Source organism: Asanoa sp. NPDC049573, assembly GCF_040676615.1.
GTDB lineage: Bacteria > Actinomycetota > Actinomycetes > Mycobacteriales > Micromonosporaceae > Asanoa.
This window is the reverse complement of the sequence record NZ_JBFAPI010000017.1, coordinates 49,768-67,444: the sequence shown is the minus strand read 5'-3', so window position 1 is coordinate 67,444 and position 17,677 is coordinate 49,768. Positions and strand designations below refer to the sequence as shown.

Here is a 17,677-nt window from a genome sequence, read left to right as displayed (position 1 = left end):
CTCGACGGTCGCTCCCGTGATCGGGAAACTGCCCGTGGGGGGCGGTCAGGCGACCGGAGGAGATACGGCGATGAGCGACGTGCGGAGCCGGGAACAAGCCCTTCGAGAAGCCCTCGACAGCCGGATCGTCGTGCTCGACGGTGCCTGGGGCACCATGCTGCAGGAAGAGAACCTGACGCCGGCCGACTACCGCGGCGACCTGTTCACGGAGCACACGCACGACGTCACCGGCGACCCCGACGTGCTCAACCTGACCCGGCCGGATCTGATCCTCGACGTGCACCGGCGTTACCTCGCCGCGGGCGCCGACATCACCACCACCAACACGTTCACGGCGACCAGCATCGGCCAGGCCGACTACGGCCTGGAGGGCCACGTCCGCGAGATGAACCTGGCCGGCGCGCGGCTGGCCCGGCAGGCGGCCGACGAGGCCGGCGGCCGGTTCGTCGCCGGTTCGGTCGGCCCGCTCAACGTGACGCTCTCGCTGTCGCCGAAGGTCGACGATCCGGCCTACCGGGCCGTGGTCTTCGACCAGGTCAAGGCCGCCTACGTCGAGCAGCTCGCGGCGCTCGCCGAGGGCGGCGTCGACCTGTTCCTGATCGAGACGATCTTCGACACGCTCAACGCCAAGGCGGCCATCACCGCGGCCCGCGAGGTGGCCCCGGACGTTCCCTTGTGGATTTCGTTGTTCGTCGACCAGAGCTCGCGGACGCTGTCCGGCCAGACGGTCGAGGCGTTCTGGAACTCGATCGCACACGCGCAGCCGTTGGTGGTCGGCGCCAACTGCTCGCTCGGCGCACACCAACTTCGCCCCTACGTCGCCGAGCTGTCGCGGGTGGCGGGCACCTACGTGAGCACCCACCCCAACGCCGGCCTGCCCAACGCGTTCGGCGGCTACGACGAGGCGCCCGAGGTGACCGCCTCGGAGCTGGCCGAGTTCGCCAGCGCCGGGCTGGTCAACATCGTGGGCGGCTGCTGCGGCACGACGCCGGCCCACATCGAGCAGATCGCCGCGGCCGTCCGGGGCGTCGAGCGGCGGGTCGTGCCGGCCCCGGCGAAGCGCACCCGGTTCAGTGGCCTGGAGCCGTTCGAGATCGGGCCCGACACCGGCTTCGTGATCATCGGCGAGCGCACCAACGTCACCGGCTCGGCCAAGTTCCGCCGGCTGATCGAGGGCGACGACCACCAGGGCGCCGTCGCGGTGGCGCTCGACCAGGTGCGCGGCGGCGCCAACCTGCTCGACGTCAACATGGATGCCGACCTGCTCGACGGCGCCAAGGCGATGACCACGTTCCTCAACCTGATCGCGACCGAGCCCGAGGTGGCCCGTCTGCCGATCATGGTCGACAGCTCGCGCTGGGAGGTGATCGAGGCCGGCCTCAAGTGCGTGCAGGGCAAGGGCGTGGTCAACTCGATCAGCCTCAAGGAGGGCGAGGAGGAGTTCCTCCGGCACGCCCGCCGCATCCGCGACTACGGCGCCGGTGTCGTCGTGATGGCCTTCGACGAGCAGGGCCAGGCCGACACGGCCGACCGCAAGGTCGAGATCTGCGGCCGGGCGTACGACCTGCTGACGCAGGAAGTGGGCTTCCCGCCGGAAGACATCGTCTTCGACCCCAACGTGCTGGCCGTCGCCACCGGCATCGACGAGCACAACGACTACGCCAAGGCGTTCATCGAGGCGCTGCCCCGGATCAAGGAGCGCTGCCCGGGCGCGCACACCAGCGGCGGCATCTCCAACCTGTCGTTCTCGTTCCGCGGCAACGACGTCGTCCGCGAGGCGATGCACTCGGCGTTCCTGTTCCACGCCGTGCGCGCCGGCCTCGACATGGGCATCGTCAACGCCGGCCAGCTCGCCGTCTACCAGGACATCCCGGCCGACCTGCTGGAGCTGGTCGAAGACGTCATCTTCAACCGCCGGCCCGACGCCACCGACCGGCTGGTCACGTTCGCCGCGACGGTCACCGGCTCGGGCACCAAGCGCGTCATCGACCTGTCCTGGCGCGAGGCCCCGGTCGAAGACCGGCTGGCCCACGCGCTGGTGCACGGCATCGTCGACTTCATCGAGGTCGACACCGAAGAGGCCCGGCGCCAGGCGGCCCGCTCCCTCGACGTGATCGAGGGTCCGCTGATGAGCGGCATGAAGGTCGTCGGCGACCTGTTCGGTGCCGGCAAGATGTTCCTGCCCCAGGTGGTGAAGAGCGCCCGGGCGATGAAGCGCGCGGTCGCCTACCTCGAGCCCTATCTGCAGGCCGAGAAGCTGGCCCTGGTCGACCCGGCCGCCGAGGAGGAGTCGTCCGCGGGCAAGGGTCGGGGCACGGTCGTGATGGCCACCGTCAAGGGCGACGTGCACGACATCGGCAAGAACATCGTCGGCGTGGTGCTCGGCTGCAACAACTACGACGTCATCGACCTCGGCGTGATGGTGCCGGCGACGACGATCCTCGACACCGCCGAGGCGGTCGGCGCCGACGTGATCGGCCTGTCCGGCCTGATCACCCCGTCCCTCGACGAGATGGTCAGTGTGGCCAAGGAGATGGAGCGGCGCGGCATCAAGCTGCCGCTGCTGGTCGGCGGCGCGACCACCTCGCGCCAGCACACGGCCGTGCGGATCGCGCCCGCCTACACCGGTTCGACCGTGCACGTGCAGGACGCGTCGCGGGTGGCCGCGGTGCTGACCGGGTTGCTCGACCCCGAGCGGGTGGAAGCGTTCGACGCGGCCAACCGGGTCGAGCAGAAGCGCCTGCGCGACCAGCACGCCGACCGGGAGAAGCGGCCGCTGGTGCCGATCGGCACGGCGCGGACCCACCGCGAGGTGGTCTCCTTCGACGAGCTGCCGGTGCCGGCGTTCACCGGGCTGCGCGAGGTGACGCCCGACCTGCGCGCGCTGCGCGAGATGATCGACTGGCGGTTCTTCTTCATCGCCTGGGAGCTCAAGGGCAGCTACCCGGCGATCCTCGACGAACCGGTGGCCCGCGAGCTGTTCGACGAGGCCCAGTCGCTGCTCGACCGGATCGAGGCCGAGAAGCTGCTGCAGGCGCGCGGCGTCTACGGCTTCTGGCCGGCGCACAGCGAGGGCGACGACATCGTGTTCGACGACGGCCCGCGCTTCCCGATGCTGCGGCAGCAGCGCCAGGACTCGCGGCCGGCGCGCTGCCTGGCCGACTACGTCGCGCCCGAGGGCGACCACCTGGGCGCGTTCGCGGTCTCGATCCAGGGCGCCGAGGAACTGGCCGCCGAATACGAGGCACAGGGCGACGACTACAAGGCCATCATGGTCAAGTCGCTGGCCGACCGGTTGGCCGAGGCGTTCGCCGAGTGGGTGCACCTCAAGGCCCGCCGCGAGTGGTACGAGCCCGACGCCGACCCCGACCTCGACGACCTGCACCACGAGCGGTTCCGCGGCATCCGGCCGGCGTTCGGCTATCCCGCCAGCCCCGACCACAGCCAGAAGGGCCCGCTCTTCGACCTGCTCCAGGCCGAGTCGATCGGCATGAAGCTGACCGAGAACTTCGCGATGACCCCGGCGGCGAGCGTGAGCGCGCTGTTCTTCGCACACCCCGACGCCCGCTACTTCGCGGTCGGCCGGATCGGCGAAGACCAGGTCCGCGAATACGCGCAGCGGGCGGGCATCCCGGTCGCCGATGCCGAACGCATCCTGCGCCCCAACCTGGGCTACGAGCCGAAGGAGCGCTGACCGTGCCGGAGCGGATGGTGAAGGTCGACGACGCCACGCTCTGCGTCGAGACGTTCGGTGACCCGGCTGACCCGGCGATCCTGCTGCTCGGCGGCGCGGCCAGCGCGATGGACTTCTGGGACACCGAGTTCTGCCGCGCGCTGGCCGACGCCGGCCGGCACGTGGTCCGCTACGACAACCGCGACACCGGCCGGTCGACGAACTATCCGGCCGGCGAGCCCGGCTACACCGGGACGACGCTGGTGACCGACGCGCTGGGCCTGCTCGACGCGCTCGGCATCGCGCGCGCCCACCTGGTCGGCGTCTCGATGGGTGGCGGCATCGCGCAGCAGATCGGCATCGAGCACCCCGGCCGGGTCGCGTCGCTGACGCTGATCGAGACGAGCCCGGCACCGGCTCGGCCCGACGGCGCCGACCCGCTGCCGCCGCCGGAAGCGCGGATCCGGGCACTGTTCGGCGATCCCGAGCCGGCACCCGACTGGACCGACCGCTCGGCCGCGATCGACCGGGTCGTGCGCGACCTGGCGACGTTCGGCGGCTCGGTGACCCTCGACGACGCGCGCGCCCGCGCGTTGGCCACTCGGGTCTACGACCGGACGATCGACTTCGCGGCCAGCCAGACCAACCACTGGATCCTCGAGGGCGGCCCCGGCGTGCGGGGCGGGCTCGGTGACATCACCGCGCCGACGCTGGTGCTGCACGGCACCGAAGACCCGTTCTTCCCGCTCGGGCACGGCGAGGCGCTGGCCCGCGAGATCCCCGGCGCCCGGTTCGTGCCGCTGCCCGGCGTCGGCCACGAATACCCGCCACCGCAGGTCTGGCCGATCGTCGTGCCGGCCATCATCGCAGTGACAGGCGTAGACGGCGTAACGTGATCATCGCTCGCCAGCCGTGCCTTTGTCGGCGTGTCGCACGGCTGGCGGGCCCCGAATCGCGAGGTCTGAAACCCGCCAGCTTCGCCGCTGCCGACGCCGAAGACTGTACGCATGAGCTTTCGGATTCACGCGATCCCCAGTGAGATCCTGACCGGCGTCCGCGACAGCGGGCGCGACGTCTCCGGTCACCCGGTCCCGGTCGTCCGCGCCGGCGGTGGCGAGCCGCTGCGCTGCTGCCTGCGTGATGCGGCGGAGGGCGAAGAGCTGATCCTTTTCGGGTACGAGCCAGCGCTGCCGGCCAGCCCGTACCGCGAGATCGGTGCGGTTTTCGCGCACGCCACCGCCTGCCCGTCGGCTCCGGCGGAGGGCTACCCGGCCGAATGGCGGGGCCGCAAGCAAGTGCTGCGGGCCTACGACCAGCGCGGTTGGATCCACCCGTCGACCCGGGTGCACGACGGCAGCGACCCGGAGGCGGAGATCGCCGCGATCCTGGCGGACCCCGACGTCGTGCAGATCCACAGCCGGAACGTGGCCTACGGCTGCTTCATGTTCGCGATCACCCGCGACTGATCTCCCGGGTGGCCCGGGTCACCGCAGGACCCCTTGGACTCACCGCGCCGGCGGCGTTAACTGGAGAGTCAACCGTCACGCCATGTGACGCCGGGAGGACATTCGGTGTCGGATTCCCAGTCGTTGGGCTCTCTCATCCGGGGCGACCGCGCGATGCGGTGGGCAACCGGTGCGGGCGCAGGCTGGCTGGTGATCTTCATCGTGCTGCTGGTGATCGCGCAGGCGCACTCCTCGACGGCCCTGGTCGACCTTCCCTATCTGCTGCCCATCGTGGCGGCCGTCGGCCTGTCCGTCGCCGCTGCGGTGGTCACCGGTGGCCGGACCCGGATCGCCTGGACGCTGCTCGCGACGTCGAACGCCCTGTGGCTGGCCGGCGAGGTGATCTGGGTCTACTACACCTACGTGCTCCAGCGGGGGCCGCCGGCCGTCTCCAGCGCCGACTTCTTCTACCTGGCGTCGTATGTCTTCGCGATCCCGGCGATCCTGGTCGGCATCGGCAGCACCGGGCACCTGCGGCACATCCGTGGGCTGCTCGACGCCGGCCTGCTCGCCCTCGGGCTGGGCACGATCGGCTGGCAGGTCGCGATCTCACCGTCGCTGCCGGAGGCGCCGCGGCTGGCGGACTTCGTGGCGTTCGCGTACCCGCTCTTCGGTGTGGCCATCGTCACCACGCTCGCGGCCGTCGGGCTCGCCGGGCGGCACCGGCTGCCGGCCTGGGGCGTGCTGGTCGGCGCCGCGTTCGCGGTGGCCGGCGTGACTGACGCGGTGTACGCGTACTCGATCGCCGCCCAGGACACCGCCAGCAACTGGATCAACATCGGCTGGCAGGTCGAGGCGGTGTTGTTCGGCCTGGCCGCCGTCGCCGCGATCCGCAAGCCGGCCCCGGTCGAACGGGAGCGGGCCAGGTCTCGCGACCTCACCGCGGCGCCGCTGGTGATCGCCGGCCTCGCCGCCACCGGGTTGATCCTGGCCGACCGCCTCGACGAAGGGCCGCTCACCGCGAGCACGCTGGCCATACTGCTGGCCCTGTTCGTCGGCCTGCTCGTCCGCCAGTTGTTGATCATCCGGGACCGCACCCGGCTGGCCACCCAGTTGCGGGCCGCGCTGCGCGAACAGGAGCGCCTGGCCATCACCGACGGCCTGACCGGCGTCTACAACCGCCGCTTCTTCCAGGAGATGTTGCGGATAGAGGCCGAGCGGGGCGAGCGCGCGCAGACACCGCTCAGCCTCGTCCTGATCGACCTCGACGAGTTCAAGAAGGTCAACGACGGGTACGGCCACCCGGCCGGCGACGTGGTGCTGGCCCAGATCGCGGCGCGGATCCGCGGCGGGCTGCGCAGCACCGACGTGGTCGCGCGCTACGGCGGTGAGGAGTTCGTCTGCCTGTTGCCCGGGGCCGGCGAGGAGGTGGCGGTCGAGATCGCCGAGCAGATCCGCCAGTCGATCGGGCGCGACGCGGTCGCCGTGGGCGGCGGCCGGAGCGTCTGCCTGACCTCGTCGCTGGGCGTGGCCACGGCCGGCATCCGCGGCACCCGGCCGTTGACCGAACCGGACGCCCTGGTCAACGACGCCGACGCCGCGCTCTACCGGGCCAAGGCCAACGGCCGCAACCAGGTCGTGGCGGTCGGCATGCTGGCCGACCCGATCGACACCGACCCCGACCTGCCGCCCGGGCTGGTCTGGCTGGCCGACCAGATCGACGCGAAGATCAGCGCCCACGAACACAGCACGGCGGTGTCCCGCTGGTCGCTGCTCGTGGGGGAGCGGCTGGGCGTCGATGTCGCCACGCTGCGCCGGGTCGGTGCCGCCGGCCGCCTGCACGACGTCGGCAAGCTCAGCGTCGCGGATTCCGTGCTGCGCAAGGCGCTCCCGCTGACCGCGGCGGAATGGGAGCAGTTGCGCCGGCATCCGGCCGAGAGTGCCCGCCTGCTGACCGAACTCGGCCAGCGTCCGGACCTGGCGACGGTGGCGGCGGCGCATCACGAACGCTTCGACGGCAGGGGCTATCCGCTGGGCCTGGCCGGCGCGCAGATTCCCGTCGAGGCGCGCATCGTCGCGGTGACCGACGCTTGGGCGGCGATGCTGGCCGACCGGCCGTATGCGCCGGCCCGCACCGTGGCCGGAGCCCGCGAGCAGATCGAACAGGGTCGCGGTGCGCAGTTCGACCCCGTCGTGGCTGACGCGTTTTTGGCCCTGGTAGACGAGGGACTGATCGGTGGACCGGCGGCCCGGGCCGTCCCGAGTCCTATGTAAACCGGTTGGCTGCCACTCGTGGTGCCGTCGACCATGGAGTGCATGCTTCGACCTGAGGTCCTCGACTATTACCGGCGCGGCGGCGAACGCACCCGGCTGGCTGCCGGCCCCGGCCGGCTCGAGTTCCTGCGCACCTGGGACGTGTTGACCCGGGCCCTGCCCGCGGCCCCCGCGTCGGTGCTCGACGTCGGCGGTGCGACCGGGGTCTACGCCGGCCCGCTGGCCGCTGCCGGCTATCGGGTGCGGGTGATCGACCCGGTCCCGGCGCACGTGGCGGATGCCGCAGCACTGCCCGGCGTGACCGCCACGGTCGGCGACGCGCGGTCATTGCCGGCCGCCGACGGCGAGGCCGACGCGGTGCTGCTGTTCGGGCCGCTCTACCACTTGTTGGAGCGGGCCGACCGGGTCACGGCGTGGCGGGAGGCGGCCCGGGTCGTGCGCCCGGGCGGCGTGGTCGTCGGCGCGACCATCAACCGGTTCGCGTCGTTGTTCGACGGCTTCGTCAAGGACTATTACCTCGACCCGCGCTTCCAGCCGGTGGTCGAGGGCGCCCTGTCGCACGGCGTGCATCGCAGCGACACCTGGTTCACCAGCGCCTATTTCCACCACCCGGACGAGCCGGCGGCCGAGGCGAGCGAAGCCGGGCTCGAGGTGCGGCGCCGGGTGCCGGTCGAGAGTCCGTTGTGGATGATCGGCGAGCGGCTCGACGAGATCCTGGCCAGCCCGGAGCGCACCGAGTTCATGCTGGCGATGCTGCGCCGGGTGGAGGAGGAGCCGAGCCTGCTGGGTGCCAGCAGCCACGTGCTCACGATCGCGTCGCCGCCAGCAGGTGCAGCCGGCGACGCATGAGCGCCCGGCGGCTCGGGTCGGCCCGGCGCAGAAACCACGGCCAGTCCAGTAGGAGCAGCCGGATCTCGGCCGTGTTGGTGGCGCGGATCAGCGTCTCGTCGTGCGCGAGGCCGCGCGCGGCGGCGTAGGTGGCCAGCATCGCTTCACGCGGTGGGTCCGCGCCGTCGGCCTCGGCGCGCTGCCAGAGCAGAGCCAGGTCTTCGGGGCCCTGGCCGACCCCGACCTCCTGCCAGTCGGTCCAGACCAGGCCGCCGTCGCCGGCGCGCAGCAGATTGCCGGCGTGCAGATCGCCGTGCAGGAGGCAGGTCGGCAGCTTGTCGTCGACGACCAGGTCGAGCAGCGCCAACTCGGTCGCGCTCCAGAACGCCCTGGCGATCTGATCCGGCTGCCTGGCGACCGGCTGCTTGAGCCACCGAGGACTGTGGTCGAGCGGCATGGCGTGCAGGGTCCCCAGTTGGCGGGCGACCTCGTGCCATTGCCCAGTCGGCCAGTCGTTCGGCGGCGGCAGCGGTTCGAGCGCTTCGAGCAGCAGGCAGGTGTCGTCGGCCGCCACCAACCGCGGCGTGCGGACCGGCAACCGGGCGGCCGCGCGGTAAAGGGCGACCTCGCGGGGTGTCGTCGTCTTGAGGACCAGCCGCTCGCCGTCGTGGAAGTGGAGCAGGGCGACGCGCGAGCCGGACGCGGAGCCGGCGAGCGACTCGGTGGAACGCACCGAGCTCGGGTCCCGCCCGAGCCTGAGCAGGCACTCGTCGTCGGTCATCGGCCGACAAGCGGGCTGCGGTTGGGTTCTGCCATTGCGCCAGCCTAATTTGACGTCCGTCAGAACGAGATCAGCGTTACAGGGATACCGGTCGGGCAGCGAAGTACGGTGAGAATGTGCCGACGAAAGACGTGATCACGAGCGCCGACCTTGCCGATCTCCGCCGCTCAGCACTCGCGACGGCCGACCCGCTCGGCATCGCCGCCGATCTGGCCGACGCGGTCGACCATGATCGACTCGCCTCGCCCGAAGACGCCGGCGACGCGCTGAGCCTGGCCGCGGAGATCGCCGAGGTCCGCAACCGGCTGGACGCGGCGCTCCGATACGCCGACCGGGCCGTGGCTGCCTTCCCGTCGCCTACCGACCCGGGCGCCGGCTTCGCCACGGCGCTGCGCGCCCGCATCATGTTCAAGCTCGGCGACCGCGACGACGAGGCGCTGGCGGCGGTCACCGCGCTGCGCCCGCTGCTGACCGAGCAGCCCGACGCGCCGGCCTACGTGAGCGCGGCGCTCGAGGCCGGCGGCCGCACGGCGGTCGCCGAGGAGTGGCTCAGCGAGGCGGTTGACACCCTGCTCGGTGCCCGCACGACCGCCGACGTCGGCCCGGCCGAGGCCCCCGGCGTCGCGTTCTTCCTGCTCCAGCAGCGGCACCGGGTGCGCCGCGATCTCAACCTGCCGCACGACCGGCAGGACGACCTGGCCGACCGGCTGGAGGCGCAGCTCACCCGCGGCACCGAGTCCGACGAGCCCGACCTGCTGTTCTTCCCGAAGGCCGAGTTCGACCGCCTCGACACGCTGACCGACACGTTCGGTCCGGACTATGACGCGCACCGGGCCCGGTTGGAGAAGGCGTTGGTCCGGCTGGCCGAGGGCGGCGGTGCGACGTTGAGCGTGCTGCGGGCTTCCGTGGCCGGCCTGACCGGCTATGCCAACCGCAACGACGGCGATCCATCCGCCCCCAACATCCGGCGGCGCTATGCCGAGGAACTCGACGCCCAGCCGGGCGCGCACATCTCGTGGCCGCCGGAGCGCAACGGCGCGTGCTGGTGCGGTTCGGGCCTCAAATACAAGAAGTGCTGCCTGCCGCGCTCCCGGAGCTGACCCGGTTTCCACTGTTTTGCCCTTGGCGGGCCGTGTAGCCGGCGGCGCTCTGGTCTGATTCGCGGCGTGAAGCGTGCGTGGCTCGCGTCCGTCGGCGTTGCCGTCGCCCTGTTGGCCGGCGGGTGCGGCCCTGCGCCGGCCAGGTTCGTTCCACCGCCGGGACCGGCGAGTGGGTCCCCGCATTCGCCTGGCGACACGGGCTCGACCAACGCCGAGGCTCGGCCCACGGCCGTGCCGACGCCGGGTCCCGAGGTGCTGCCGGGCGCCACTCGACGCGGCCGGCGCCCACCGGTCGTCAACCACGGCCCGCGTACCGGCAACCTGGTGGCATTGACCTTCGACGCCGACCTCACCGTCTCGATGGGATCGGCACTCGACTCGGGCCGGGTGAAGTCCTACGCGAACCTACGCGTTCTCGACCGGTTGGAGCGCGGCCAGGTCCCCGCGACGTTCTTCCTGACCGGCATGTGGGTCGAGCGCTATCCCGACGTGACGCGCCGGATAGCCGCGAACGATCGCTTCGAACTGGCGAACCACACCTACAACCACGACGCGTTCGTCGACGACTGCTATGGGCTGCCCCGGTTGCGCCGCGACCACATGACGTCCGATGTGGACAAGACTTTCGACATCATCCAGGCGTACGGCGGCCATCAGACCCGGTTCTTCCGCTTCCCCGGCCTGTGCCACGACGCGGCCGCCCTGAACGCCCTGGCTCCACTGGGCGTGACCGTCGTCGACGGCGACGTGGTGAGCGGAGACCCGTTCGCGACCAGGTGGCAACCGATCGTGAAGGCGGTCCTGACCAAGGTGCGTCCCGGCTCGGTCATCATCCTGCACGTGACGCAGGCCAACGCCCGGATGACCGACGAAGCCCTCCCACACATCCTGGCCGGCCTGCGCGAGCGCGACCTGCGACCCGCGTTGCTATCGGAGGTCCTCGGATGAGCGTTGGCCCGGGGCCCGGAACGCCTGGATCGTGAGCGCCGCGAAGCGTCGGGAGGCTGCGAGCCGCGCTGCCGGTGTGGCTGCGCGGATGCCGCCATTGGCCATGATCATGAGAGTCAGGTCGGCCACGGTGACGTCGGGGCGCAGGCGGCCGGTGTCCTTGGCCCGGCGGACCAGTTCTGCCGCCGAGGTCAGCGACGACGTGCGCATCGCGGCGAAGTCGACCGCCCGCGGGAAGGTGGACTTGAAAGCGGCGGTGAAGCCGAGGTCGCGGGCTTGCAGGTCGCACAGCTTCTCCACCACCTGGCACAGGCCCCGCCAGGGATCGGGGTCGGCCAGGCCGTCGTCCATGGTGGACCGCCAGGCGTGAGCCCGCTCGGTGAACGCCTCGGCCAGCAGCGTCTGCTTCGTCGCGAAGTGGCGGTAGACGGTCGCCGGCCCGACCTCGGCGCGGCGGGCGATCTCGCGGATCGGCACGTCCAGCCGATCGGCGACGAAGACCGTGCGGGCCGCGTCGAGAATGCGCGCTCGGTTGTCTCGGGCGTCGGAGCGTTGGTTGTGAGGCAAACGCGCGGTCACCGCTCTCACTTTAGCCGGCCGGGCGGGTGCCTCGGTTAGCGTCCGTTGGTGACCGAGACCAGGTACTGGGACCTCGCGTCGAGCGTCGGCGCGACCGCGACCATGGCCGCGATGGTCCGGGCCATCGCGTCCCGCGGCGAGCGCCCGCTGATCGACGACCCCTTCGCCGAACCGCTCGTCCGGGCGGTCGGCATCGACCTCCTCACCCGGCTGGCGACCGGCGAACTGCCGCCCGGCCACCTGGTCGGGCAGGCCGCGATCGACGGTGCGACGGTACGCACCAGGTTCTATGACGGGTATTTCCTCGACGCGACGAACGCGGGCATCGCGCAGATGGTGATCCTGGCGTCGGGGTTGGATTCGCGCGCGTACCGATTGCCGTGGCCGCCCGGCACCGTGGTGTTCGAGGTCGACCAGCCGCCGGTCATCGAGTTCAAAACCGGGGCCATGGCCGGGTTGGGCGCCGTGCCCAGCGCCGACCGGAGAACCGCCGCGGTCGACCTGCGCGACGACTGGCCGAACGCGTTGCGGGCCAGTGGATTCGACCCGCACCGGCCCACCGCGTGGAGCGCCGAAGGGCTGCTCGGCTATCTGCCACCCGAGGCGCAGGACCGCCTGCTGGACAGCGTCACCGAACTCAGCGCGCCGGGCAGCCGGGTGGCCACCGAAAGCCGGCCCAATCCGCGACCGGGCGACGAGGACCGGACCAGGAAAAGCCTGGACGGCATTTCCGAACGATGGCGTACGCACGGTTTCGACACCGACATGGCGGGGCTGCGACATTTCGGCGCGCGCAACGAAGCCGCCGCCTACCTGACCGACCGCGGCTGGGCGCTGGACGCGCTCAGCACCCGGGACCTGCTCGCTGCCAACGGCCTGCGTCCCCTCGACGACGACGACCTGCGGATGAGCGACCTGCTCTACGTCCGCGGCACCCTTGCCGATTAGACCTGCGACAGTCGTGGTGGCCACGTGCCGTTCTTAGCGTCGAGCGCATGACGGACATGACCAACGGACCGAGGGTGACGCCGCGCTGCTCGCCCAGAACCTGTTCTACCCGAGCCTCCCATCCGTCAGCCATTCGGTGTGGGCGTCGGGCGCCCACTGGGCTGCGGGCGAGGCCGAAGCTGGAGTCAGTGGATAGCGGTCAGCGGGAGTTGTGAAAGAAGCATCGGGACGAGGCCTTCCAGTGCTTGGGCGTCCATCTTCGGCAAGCTCGCGAGCATCCGCTCTCCGACGTCAACGAGGGTGCACCGCCGCTCGTTCTGGCCACGAACCAGATACCAGAGCCAGCAGCGGAAGCACTCGTCGTCTCCATCCGCGCGGCTGGCAGTGGCCATTGGGACTATGACGTGCTTGCCGTGTTCATCGACAACCGAACTCAGCGCTGCGCCGCTGCTCCAGGCACCACCCCAGGCGTTGCGGTGCGCCTGCTCGTTGATCTGGTGCAGTTGCACGGTATCCACCACGTACACGCCGAGCGCCGGTGCGCGCCTACTCATCTGACCGCCTCTTGTCCCAGGGAGATGCCGGGCTGGATTGGCCGTACAAAGTCGGAGCAGTGCCTTCAGATCTGTGTCCCGACGCACCCGAGGGGTCACGATGGCAACGCAGGCACCTCGACCGTTGGATCGGCCAGTTGAAGCGAGGCGATGCTACCGCTGAGCCGTCGGCACCAGCGCATCGAATTGGGTAGGTCATGGTCGCAAGGCAAGTTTGCCGACGGTGGCTCGCGCTTCCAGTTCGGCAAGCGCTTTGGGGCCGTCGGCCAGCGGGTAGGTGGTGGGCTCGCCGGGGCGGAGCACTCCGGCCGCGATGAGCCCGAACATCTCACCCATGACGTCACCGAAGATCTGCGGTGCGGACTGGATCAGGGTGCCGATGTTCAGGCCGATGAGCTGGACCTGGTGCTTGTAGACCAGGTCCCAGTTGGTGATCGCGGCTTCGCCGCCGGGCAGGCCGTAGACGACGACCCGACCGGTGACCCGCTTGGCGGCGGCCAGGCTGGCGTCCAAAGTAGAGCCGCCGGCCGACTCCAGCACCAGGTCGGCGCCCGCGCCGCCGGTCAGCCGCAGGACCTCGGCGGCGATGCCGGCGCCACGGGAGTCGATGACATGGTCGGCGCCCAGCGCCCGCACCAGTCCGTGCTTGCTTGGTGAGGCTGCAGCGATCACCGTCGCTCCGTAGTGCTTGGCCATCGTCAGCGCGGCCTGGCCGGTCCCGCCAGCTGCCGCATGGATGAGCACCGTCTGCCCTGCAGAGATACGGCCGAGTGGCTTTAGCGCGGCCAGCGCGGTCGGCCAGCCCACGACCAGGCCCAGGGCCTGCTCGTCGGACCAGCCCGGCGGCACGCGGAGCGCCGCCGCGGCGGGCAGCACCATGTGTTCGGCGAAGGCGCCGCCGGCGATGCTGACGCCGATGACGTGGGTGCCCGGCTCCAGGTCGGCCACCCCCGCGCCGACAGCGGTGATTTCACCGGCGCCCTCGATGCCCGCCAGGTAGGGCGGCTGAGGGCCACCCGCGAACGTTCCGCGGGCCTGTGAGATGTCGACAAAGTTGACACCGGCGGCAGTAACTCGGATCAGAACCTCACCTGGGCCCGGGACCGGTAGCGGTGCGTCGGTGATCAGACGCAGGTCCCGCGGGCCGTTCAGGGACGTCTGCTGCAGGGCGCGCATGGTGGAGGAGTTGCTCATGGCTATCGGTTTCCTTCGCTCGGGTGGTCGAGGACCGCCTACCTTCACCCAGGAAGACCCGGCGAGACCGGGAAAGGAATCGCCCCGAGCGCGAGAATCAAAGCGTCCGTGCGGAGCCGATCAAGTCCTCCGTGCCTGCGCCATATCCCGTACTCGTGGTGGGCGCGGCCCGAAACACGGCGACCAGTTTCGGGTCCCCGAAGGAAACGATGCGGCGGATGCCTGCCTCCGCGACGGTGAGCACGCAGATGCCGTACGGCTGATAGTTCCCATGCTCGTCGCGGAGGTAGACCGCGGCCGCGGGCTGCCCGTTGGCGCTGGTGGCAAGCATCCGCCAGGTACCAGGCGAACCGAGGAGGTGGTTGCGGAGGAACGGTACGCAGACGTTGCGGCCGGCGAACCAGGTGCGCAGCGGTGTGGCCTCCAGCGTGGCGTCTTCCAGCAGGAGCCGCTCCAGGGCGGGGGCGTCGGCATTCTCGAACGCCGCGATGTACTGGTCGAGCAACGCGCGAGCACGTGGCGCGGTCGGTTCCGTGATCTGGCCGTCGGCCAGGTCCAATTCCCCCAGCCGACCGCGGGCGCGCTGCAGCGCACTCTTGACCGACGCCGTCGTGGTGTCGAGCATGACCGCGACCTCAGCGGCGGAAAACGCCAACACATCCCGCAGAATCAGCACCGCCCGCTGCCTCGGCGGAAGGTATTGCAAGCTGGCGACGAGCGCCAGTCGCACACCCTCACGCGCCGCGACGATGGCCGCCGGATCAGCTGAGTCCGGGAGCACCAGCGCATCCGGCACGGGCTGCAGCCAGTTCACCTCGGTCCCGGCCTCTTCCAAATGTGCGTCAGGATCCTGTTCCGCACCGGAAACGCCAGATGGCAGCATTCGCCGGCCCCGCTTGGCCAGGTCGGTCAGGCACCTGTTGGTGGCGATCTGGTAAAGCCAGGTGCGCACCGAAGACCGCCCCTCGAACCCGCCGTAGGACCGCCAGGCTCGCAGGTAGGTCTCTTGGACCAGATCCTCCGCATCCTGGATCGAGCCGAGCATGCGGTAACAGTGCGCGAACAGCTCGCGCCGGAACGGCTCAGTCGCTTCGACGAATTCGGCGCTGCCATCCACGATGCCTATTCAAACACCACGGAACAGGCCGCCATCGACCCACGACCACGCCGGGCTCAGCCGCGTAGGGTAGCCATCGCTTTCTCGATTCGGTTGCGGCGGGTTTCGGGCTTCTTGGCGCTCTCGATGGCTCGCACGTGCTCACGCTTATGGCTGTAGGCCAGCTTGTCCCACGCGGCCCGCGCCGCCGGCTCGGCGTCCAGGGCCTGTGCGAGGTCCGGCGGCTCCACGATCACCCGCGGCTCGGCGTCCAGCACCAGGTCGACCTCGACCTCGTCGCCGGTCGCGACGCCAGCAGCCGTGCGGTTGGCGTTGCTGAGGCCGAGCAGGTGCCGCCCGCGCATGATGGCGACTCGACTCTTCCACGAATGGCCGTTGACCGTGATCGTCACCGGCGGCCGCGCGCCCCCGCCGAGCGCCTCCACCACAGCCGGCGGAACTTCCAGCCCCCGCATGGGTTCGGGCGGCTCGACGAGGGTGCGGAACTTCATGTGTGCTCCTCGCGCCTCAGGCGCCGTAGGTGGTGACTTTCCACAGATAGCCGTCAGGGTCGCTGAAGTAGCCGAAGTAGCCGCCCCATTGGGCCGCCGCCGGCTCCTTGACCACAGCGCCGCCGGCGGCGACCGCGTTGCGGATGGTCTCGTCCACCACTTCCCGGGATTCCGGGTTGAGGTGGAAGGAGGCGCCCCGGAAGCCGGACCCCGCCGAGGGGACGCCAGCGTCCTGCGCTGCCGCCTCCCACTCGTAGAGGGCCAGGTGCAGGGACCCCTCACCCAAGCTGAACGAAACGAAGTTGCGGGTGTCCTTATCGATCTTGAAGCCCAGACCTTCACCATAGAACTTCTTGGCCCGGTCGAGGTCCTCAACGCCGAGCATCACGGCGCTCAGTGGCAGTGGCACGTTCTCTCCTCATGTCACATCGGCTTGGTTTCGCCTGTCATTCGGTATGACAGGCCGCGACGGAGGAACGTGACACATGATCGAGCACGACTGGTTGAGCGCACGGTTCGCGGAGAACCAGGACCGCCTGCACGCGGTGGCCTACCGAATGCTCCGCTCATCGACCGACGCTGAAGACGCGGTGCAGGAGGCATGGGTACGAGTCAGCCGCGCCGACACAGGCAAGGTCGAGAACCCGGCCGGGTGGCTGACCACGGTCGTCGCGCGGGTATCGCTGAACATGCTGGAGGCCCGCCGCGTCCGCCGCGAAGAGCCGGCCGGCGCCCTGCCCCCGGAGCCGCCGCCCGCGCCGCACCCGACCGGGCAGGTCGACCCCGAGAACGAGGCGCTGCTGGCGGATTCGGTCGGTGTGGCGCTGATGGTCGTGCTCGACACGCTGACTCCGGCCGAGCGGCTGGCGTTCGTCCTGCACGACGTCTTCGACGTGTCATTCGGCGAGATCGGCACGATCCTCGACCGCTCACCGGCGGCGTCCCGGCAGTTGGCCAGCCGGGCCCGACGCCGGGTGCAGGGAGCGGTCGCCGCCTCGTCCGCCGCGCGATCCCGCAAGCGCGAGATCATCGACGCCTTCCTGGCCGCCTCACGAAACGGCGACTTCGAAGCGCTGGTTGCCCTGCTCGACCCTGACGCGGTGACGGGCGACGCCCACGGCGCCCACGCGGTCGCGTCGATCTTCGCCGGCCGGGCCCAGGCGGCGCGGCCCGCTCTGGTCAACGGCGTCCCGGCGGCGGTCTACTCGTACCGCGGCCTGCCGAAGGCGGTCTTCAGCTTCACCATCAACGCCGGAAAAATCACCAGCATCACCATCGAAGCCGACGAGGACCGCGTCCGCGACCTGGACATCGTCTTCCTGCCCAGTGGCAGAGATCCGCGATGACCGTCGTCAGGCTGTCGCGTTGCGTCCTCGGCGTGGTCGACGTGGCCGAGGCCCTCGCTTTCTACCGCGACGTGCTGGGTTTCGAGGTTCGCTCCGAGCCAGGGTGGGTCAGCGTCAGCCCGCGGACGCAGCCGGAGCTACAGATCGTCCTGGCGCCGGTTGATCACCACACAGAAGGCCATCTCGTCTTCACAACCGACGACTGCGACGCCACGTTCGCACACCTCGAGGCCGCAGGCGCGGAAGTAATGCAAGAACCCATCACCCAACCATCCGGCACCCGCGACTGCGCCTTCGCCGACCCCTCGGGCAACCTGCTGCACCTCACGCAGGGCTAGCCTGTGGCGATTCTGAGGTTGCGCGCCGGCCCAGGCCAGGAAACGCCTTCGCGTGGCCCGC

At 70.6% G+C, this 17,677-nt stretch carries 17 protein-coding genes; 10 read left to right on the top strand and 7 right to left on the bottom strand.

The window, feature by feature from the left end; all coding sequences use genetic code 11:
* Positions 1–70 precede the first annotated feature (70 nt).
* The 5 genes from metH to AB0J74_RS30245 all read left to right on the top strand — a co-directional run bounded on the left by metH (position 71) and on the right by AB0J74_RS30245 (position 8,241).
* Complete coding sequence (gene metH, locus AB0J74_RS30265; RefSeq protein WP_363453960.1) at positions 71–3,694, top strand: methionine synthase; 3,624 nt, start codon at positions 71–73, stop codon at positions 3,692–3,694.
* Between the two features lie 2 nt (positions 3,695–3,696).
* Complete coding sequence (locus AB0J74_RS30260; protein ID WP_363453958.1) at positions 3,697–4,569, top strand: alpha/beta hydrolase; 873 nt, start codon at positions 3,697–3,699, stop codon at positions 4,567–4,569.
* A gap of 111 nt (positions 4,570–4,680) precedes the next feature.
* Positions 4,681–5,139: a DUF1203 domain-containing protein gene (locus AB0J74_RS30255; RefSeq protein ID WP_363453956.1), complete on the top strand. Its 459-nt coding sequence runs from the start codon at positions 4,681–4,683 to the stop codon at positions 5,137–5,139.
* Positions 5,140–5,244: 105 nt separating this feature from the next.
* The gene (locus tag AB0J74_RS30250) at positions 5,245–7,392 is read left to right on the top strand and encodes a diguanylate cyclase (RefSeq protein ID WP_363453954.1); all 2,148 of its coding nucleotides are present in this window, start codon (positions 5,245–5,247) and stop codon (positions 7,390–7,392) included.
* Positions 7,393–7,434: 42 nt separating this feature from the next.
* Positions 7,435–8,241, top strand: coding sequence for a class I SAM-dependent methyltransferase (locus tag AB0J74_RS30245; RefSeq protein ID WP_363453952.1), 807 nt, complete (start codon positions 7,435–7,437; stop codon positions 8,239–8,241).
* On the opposite strand, the gene AB0J74_RS30240 is transcribed toward AB0J74_RS30245, so the two are convergent.
* Positions 8,198–9,001, bottom strand: a complete 804-nt coding sequence (locus tag AB0J74_RS30240) for a phosphotransferase (protein WP_363453950.1) — start codon at positions 8,999–9,001, stop codon at positions 8,198–8,200. The genes AB0J74_RS30245 and AB0J74_RS30240 overlap by 44 nt on opposite strands.
* Before the next feature lie 116 nt (positions 9,002–9,117).
* Between AB0J74_RS30240 and AB0J74_RS30235 the strand changes: the two genes are divergently transcribed.
* Together AB0J74_RS30235 and AB0J74_RS30230 are read left to right on the top strand one after the other, a co-directional pair.
* The gene (locus tag AB0J74_RS30235) at positions 9,118–10,101 is read left to right on the top strand and encodes an SEC-C metal-binding domain-containing protein (protein ID WP_363453948.1); all 984 of its coding nucleotides are present in this window, start codon (positions 9,118–9,120) and stop codon (positions 10,099–10,101) included.
* 231 nt (positions 10,102–10,332) lie between these two features.
* Positions 10,333–11,049, top strand: a complete 717-nt coding sequence (locus tag AB0J74_RS30230) for a polysaccharide deacetylase family protein (RefSeq protein WP_363453946.1) — start codon at positions 10,333–10,335, stop codon at positions 11,047–11,049.
* On the opposite strand, the gene AB0J74_RS30225 is transcribed toward AB0J74_RS30230, so the two are convergent.
* A complete protein-coding gene (locus AB0J74_RS30225; protein ID WP_363453944.1) occupies positions 11,029–11,628 on the bottom strand; it encodes a helix-turn-helix domain-containing protein in 600 nt (199 codons plus the stop codon). The genes AB0J74_RS30230 and AB0J74_RS30225 overlap by 21 nt on opposite strands.
* A 48-nt stretch (positions 11,629–11,676) precedes the next feature.
* Here AB0J74_RS30225 and AB0J74_RS30220 point away from each other — a divergent pair, with 48 nt between their 5' ends.
* Positions 11,677–12,576: a class I SAM-dependent methyltransferase gene (locus AB0J74_RS30220; protein ID WP_363453942.1), complete on the top strand. Its 900-nt coding sequence runs from the start codon at positions 11,677–11,679 to the stop codon at positions 12,574–12,576.
* 185 nt (positions 12,577–12,761) lie between these two features.
* Here AB0J74_RS30220 and AB0J74_RS30215 read toward each other — a convergent pair whose 3' ends face one another.
* The 5 genes from AB0J74_RS30215 to AB0J74_RS30195 form a co-directional block, all read right to left on the bottom strand.
* A complete protein-coding gene (locus AB0J74_RS30215) occupies positions 12,762–13,130 on the bottom strand; it encodes a hypothetical protein (protein WP_363453940.1) in 369 nt (122 codons plus the stop codon).
* A gap of 195 nt (positions 13,131–13,325) precedes the next feature.
* Positions 13,326–14,324: an NADPH:quinone oxidoreductase family protein gene (locus AB0J74_RS30210; RefSeq protein WP_363453938.1), complete on the bottom strand. Its 999-nt coding sequence runs from the start codon at positions 14,322–14,324 to the stop codon at positions 13,326–13,328.
* A 97-nt stretch (positions 14,325–14,421) separates the two neighbouring features.
* On the bottom strand, positions 14,422–15,441 hold the full coding sequence (locus tag AB0J74_RS30205; protein WP_363453936.1) for a sigma-70 family RNA polymerase sigma factor: 1,020 nt from the start codon (positions 15,439–15,441) through the stop codon (positions 14,422–14,424).
* A gap of 56 nt (positions 15,442–15,497) precedes the next feature.
* Positions 15,498–15,932 (bottom strand): YdeI/OmpD-associated family protein, encoded by a 435-nt coding sequence (locus AB0J74_RS30200; RefSeq protein WP_363453934.1) that lies wholly within the window; start codon positions 15,930–15,932, stop codon positions 15,498–15,500.
* A gap of 16 nt (positions 15,933–15,948) precedes the next feature.
* Positions 15,949–16,341, bottom strand: a complete 393-nt coding sequence (locus AB0J74_RS30195; RefSeq protein WP_363453932.1) for a VOC family protein — start codon at positions 16,339–16,341, stop codon at positions 15,949–15,951.
* A gap of 76 nt (positions 16,342–16,417) precedes the next feature.
* Between AB0J74_RS30195 and AB0J74_RS30190 the strand changes: the two genes are divergently transcribed.
* Together AB0J74_RS30190 and AB0J74_RS30185 are read left to right on the top strand one after the other, a co-directional pair.
* Complete coding sequence (locus AB0J74_RS30190) at positions 16,418–17,278, top strand: sigma-70 family RNA polymerase sigma factor (protein ID WP_363453930.1); 861 nt, start codon at positions 16,418–16,420, stop codon at positions 17,276–17,278.
* A complete protein-coding gene (locus tag AB0J74_RS30185; protein WP_363453928.1) occupies positions 17,275–17,616 on the top strand; it encodes a VOC family protein in 342 nt (113 codons plus the stop codon). Before AB0J74_RS30190 ends, AB0J74_RS30185 begins: the two co-directional genes overlap by 4 nt.
* The last annotated feature ends 61 nt before the right edge of the window (positions 17,617–17,677 follow it).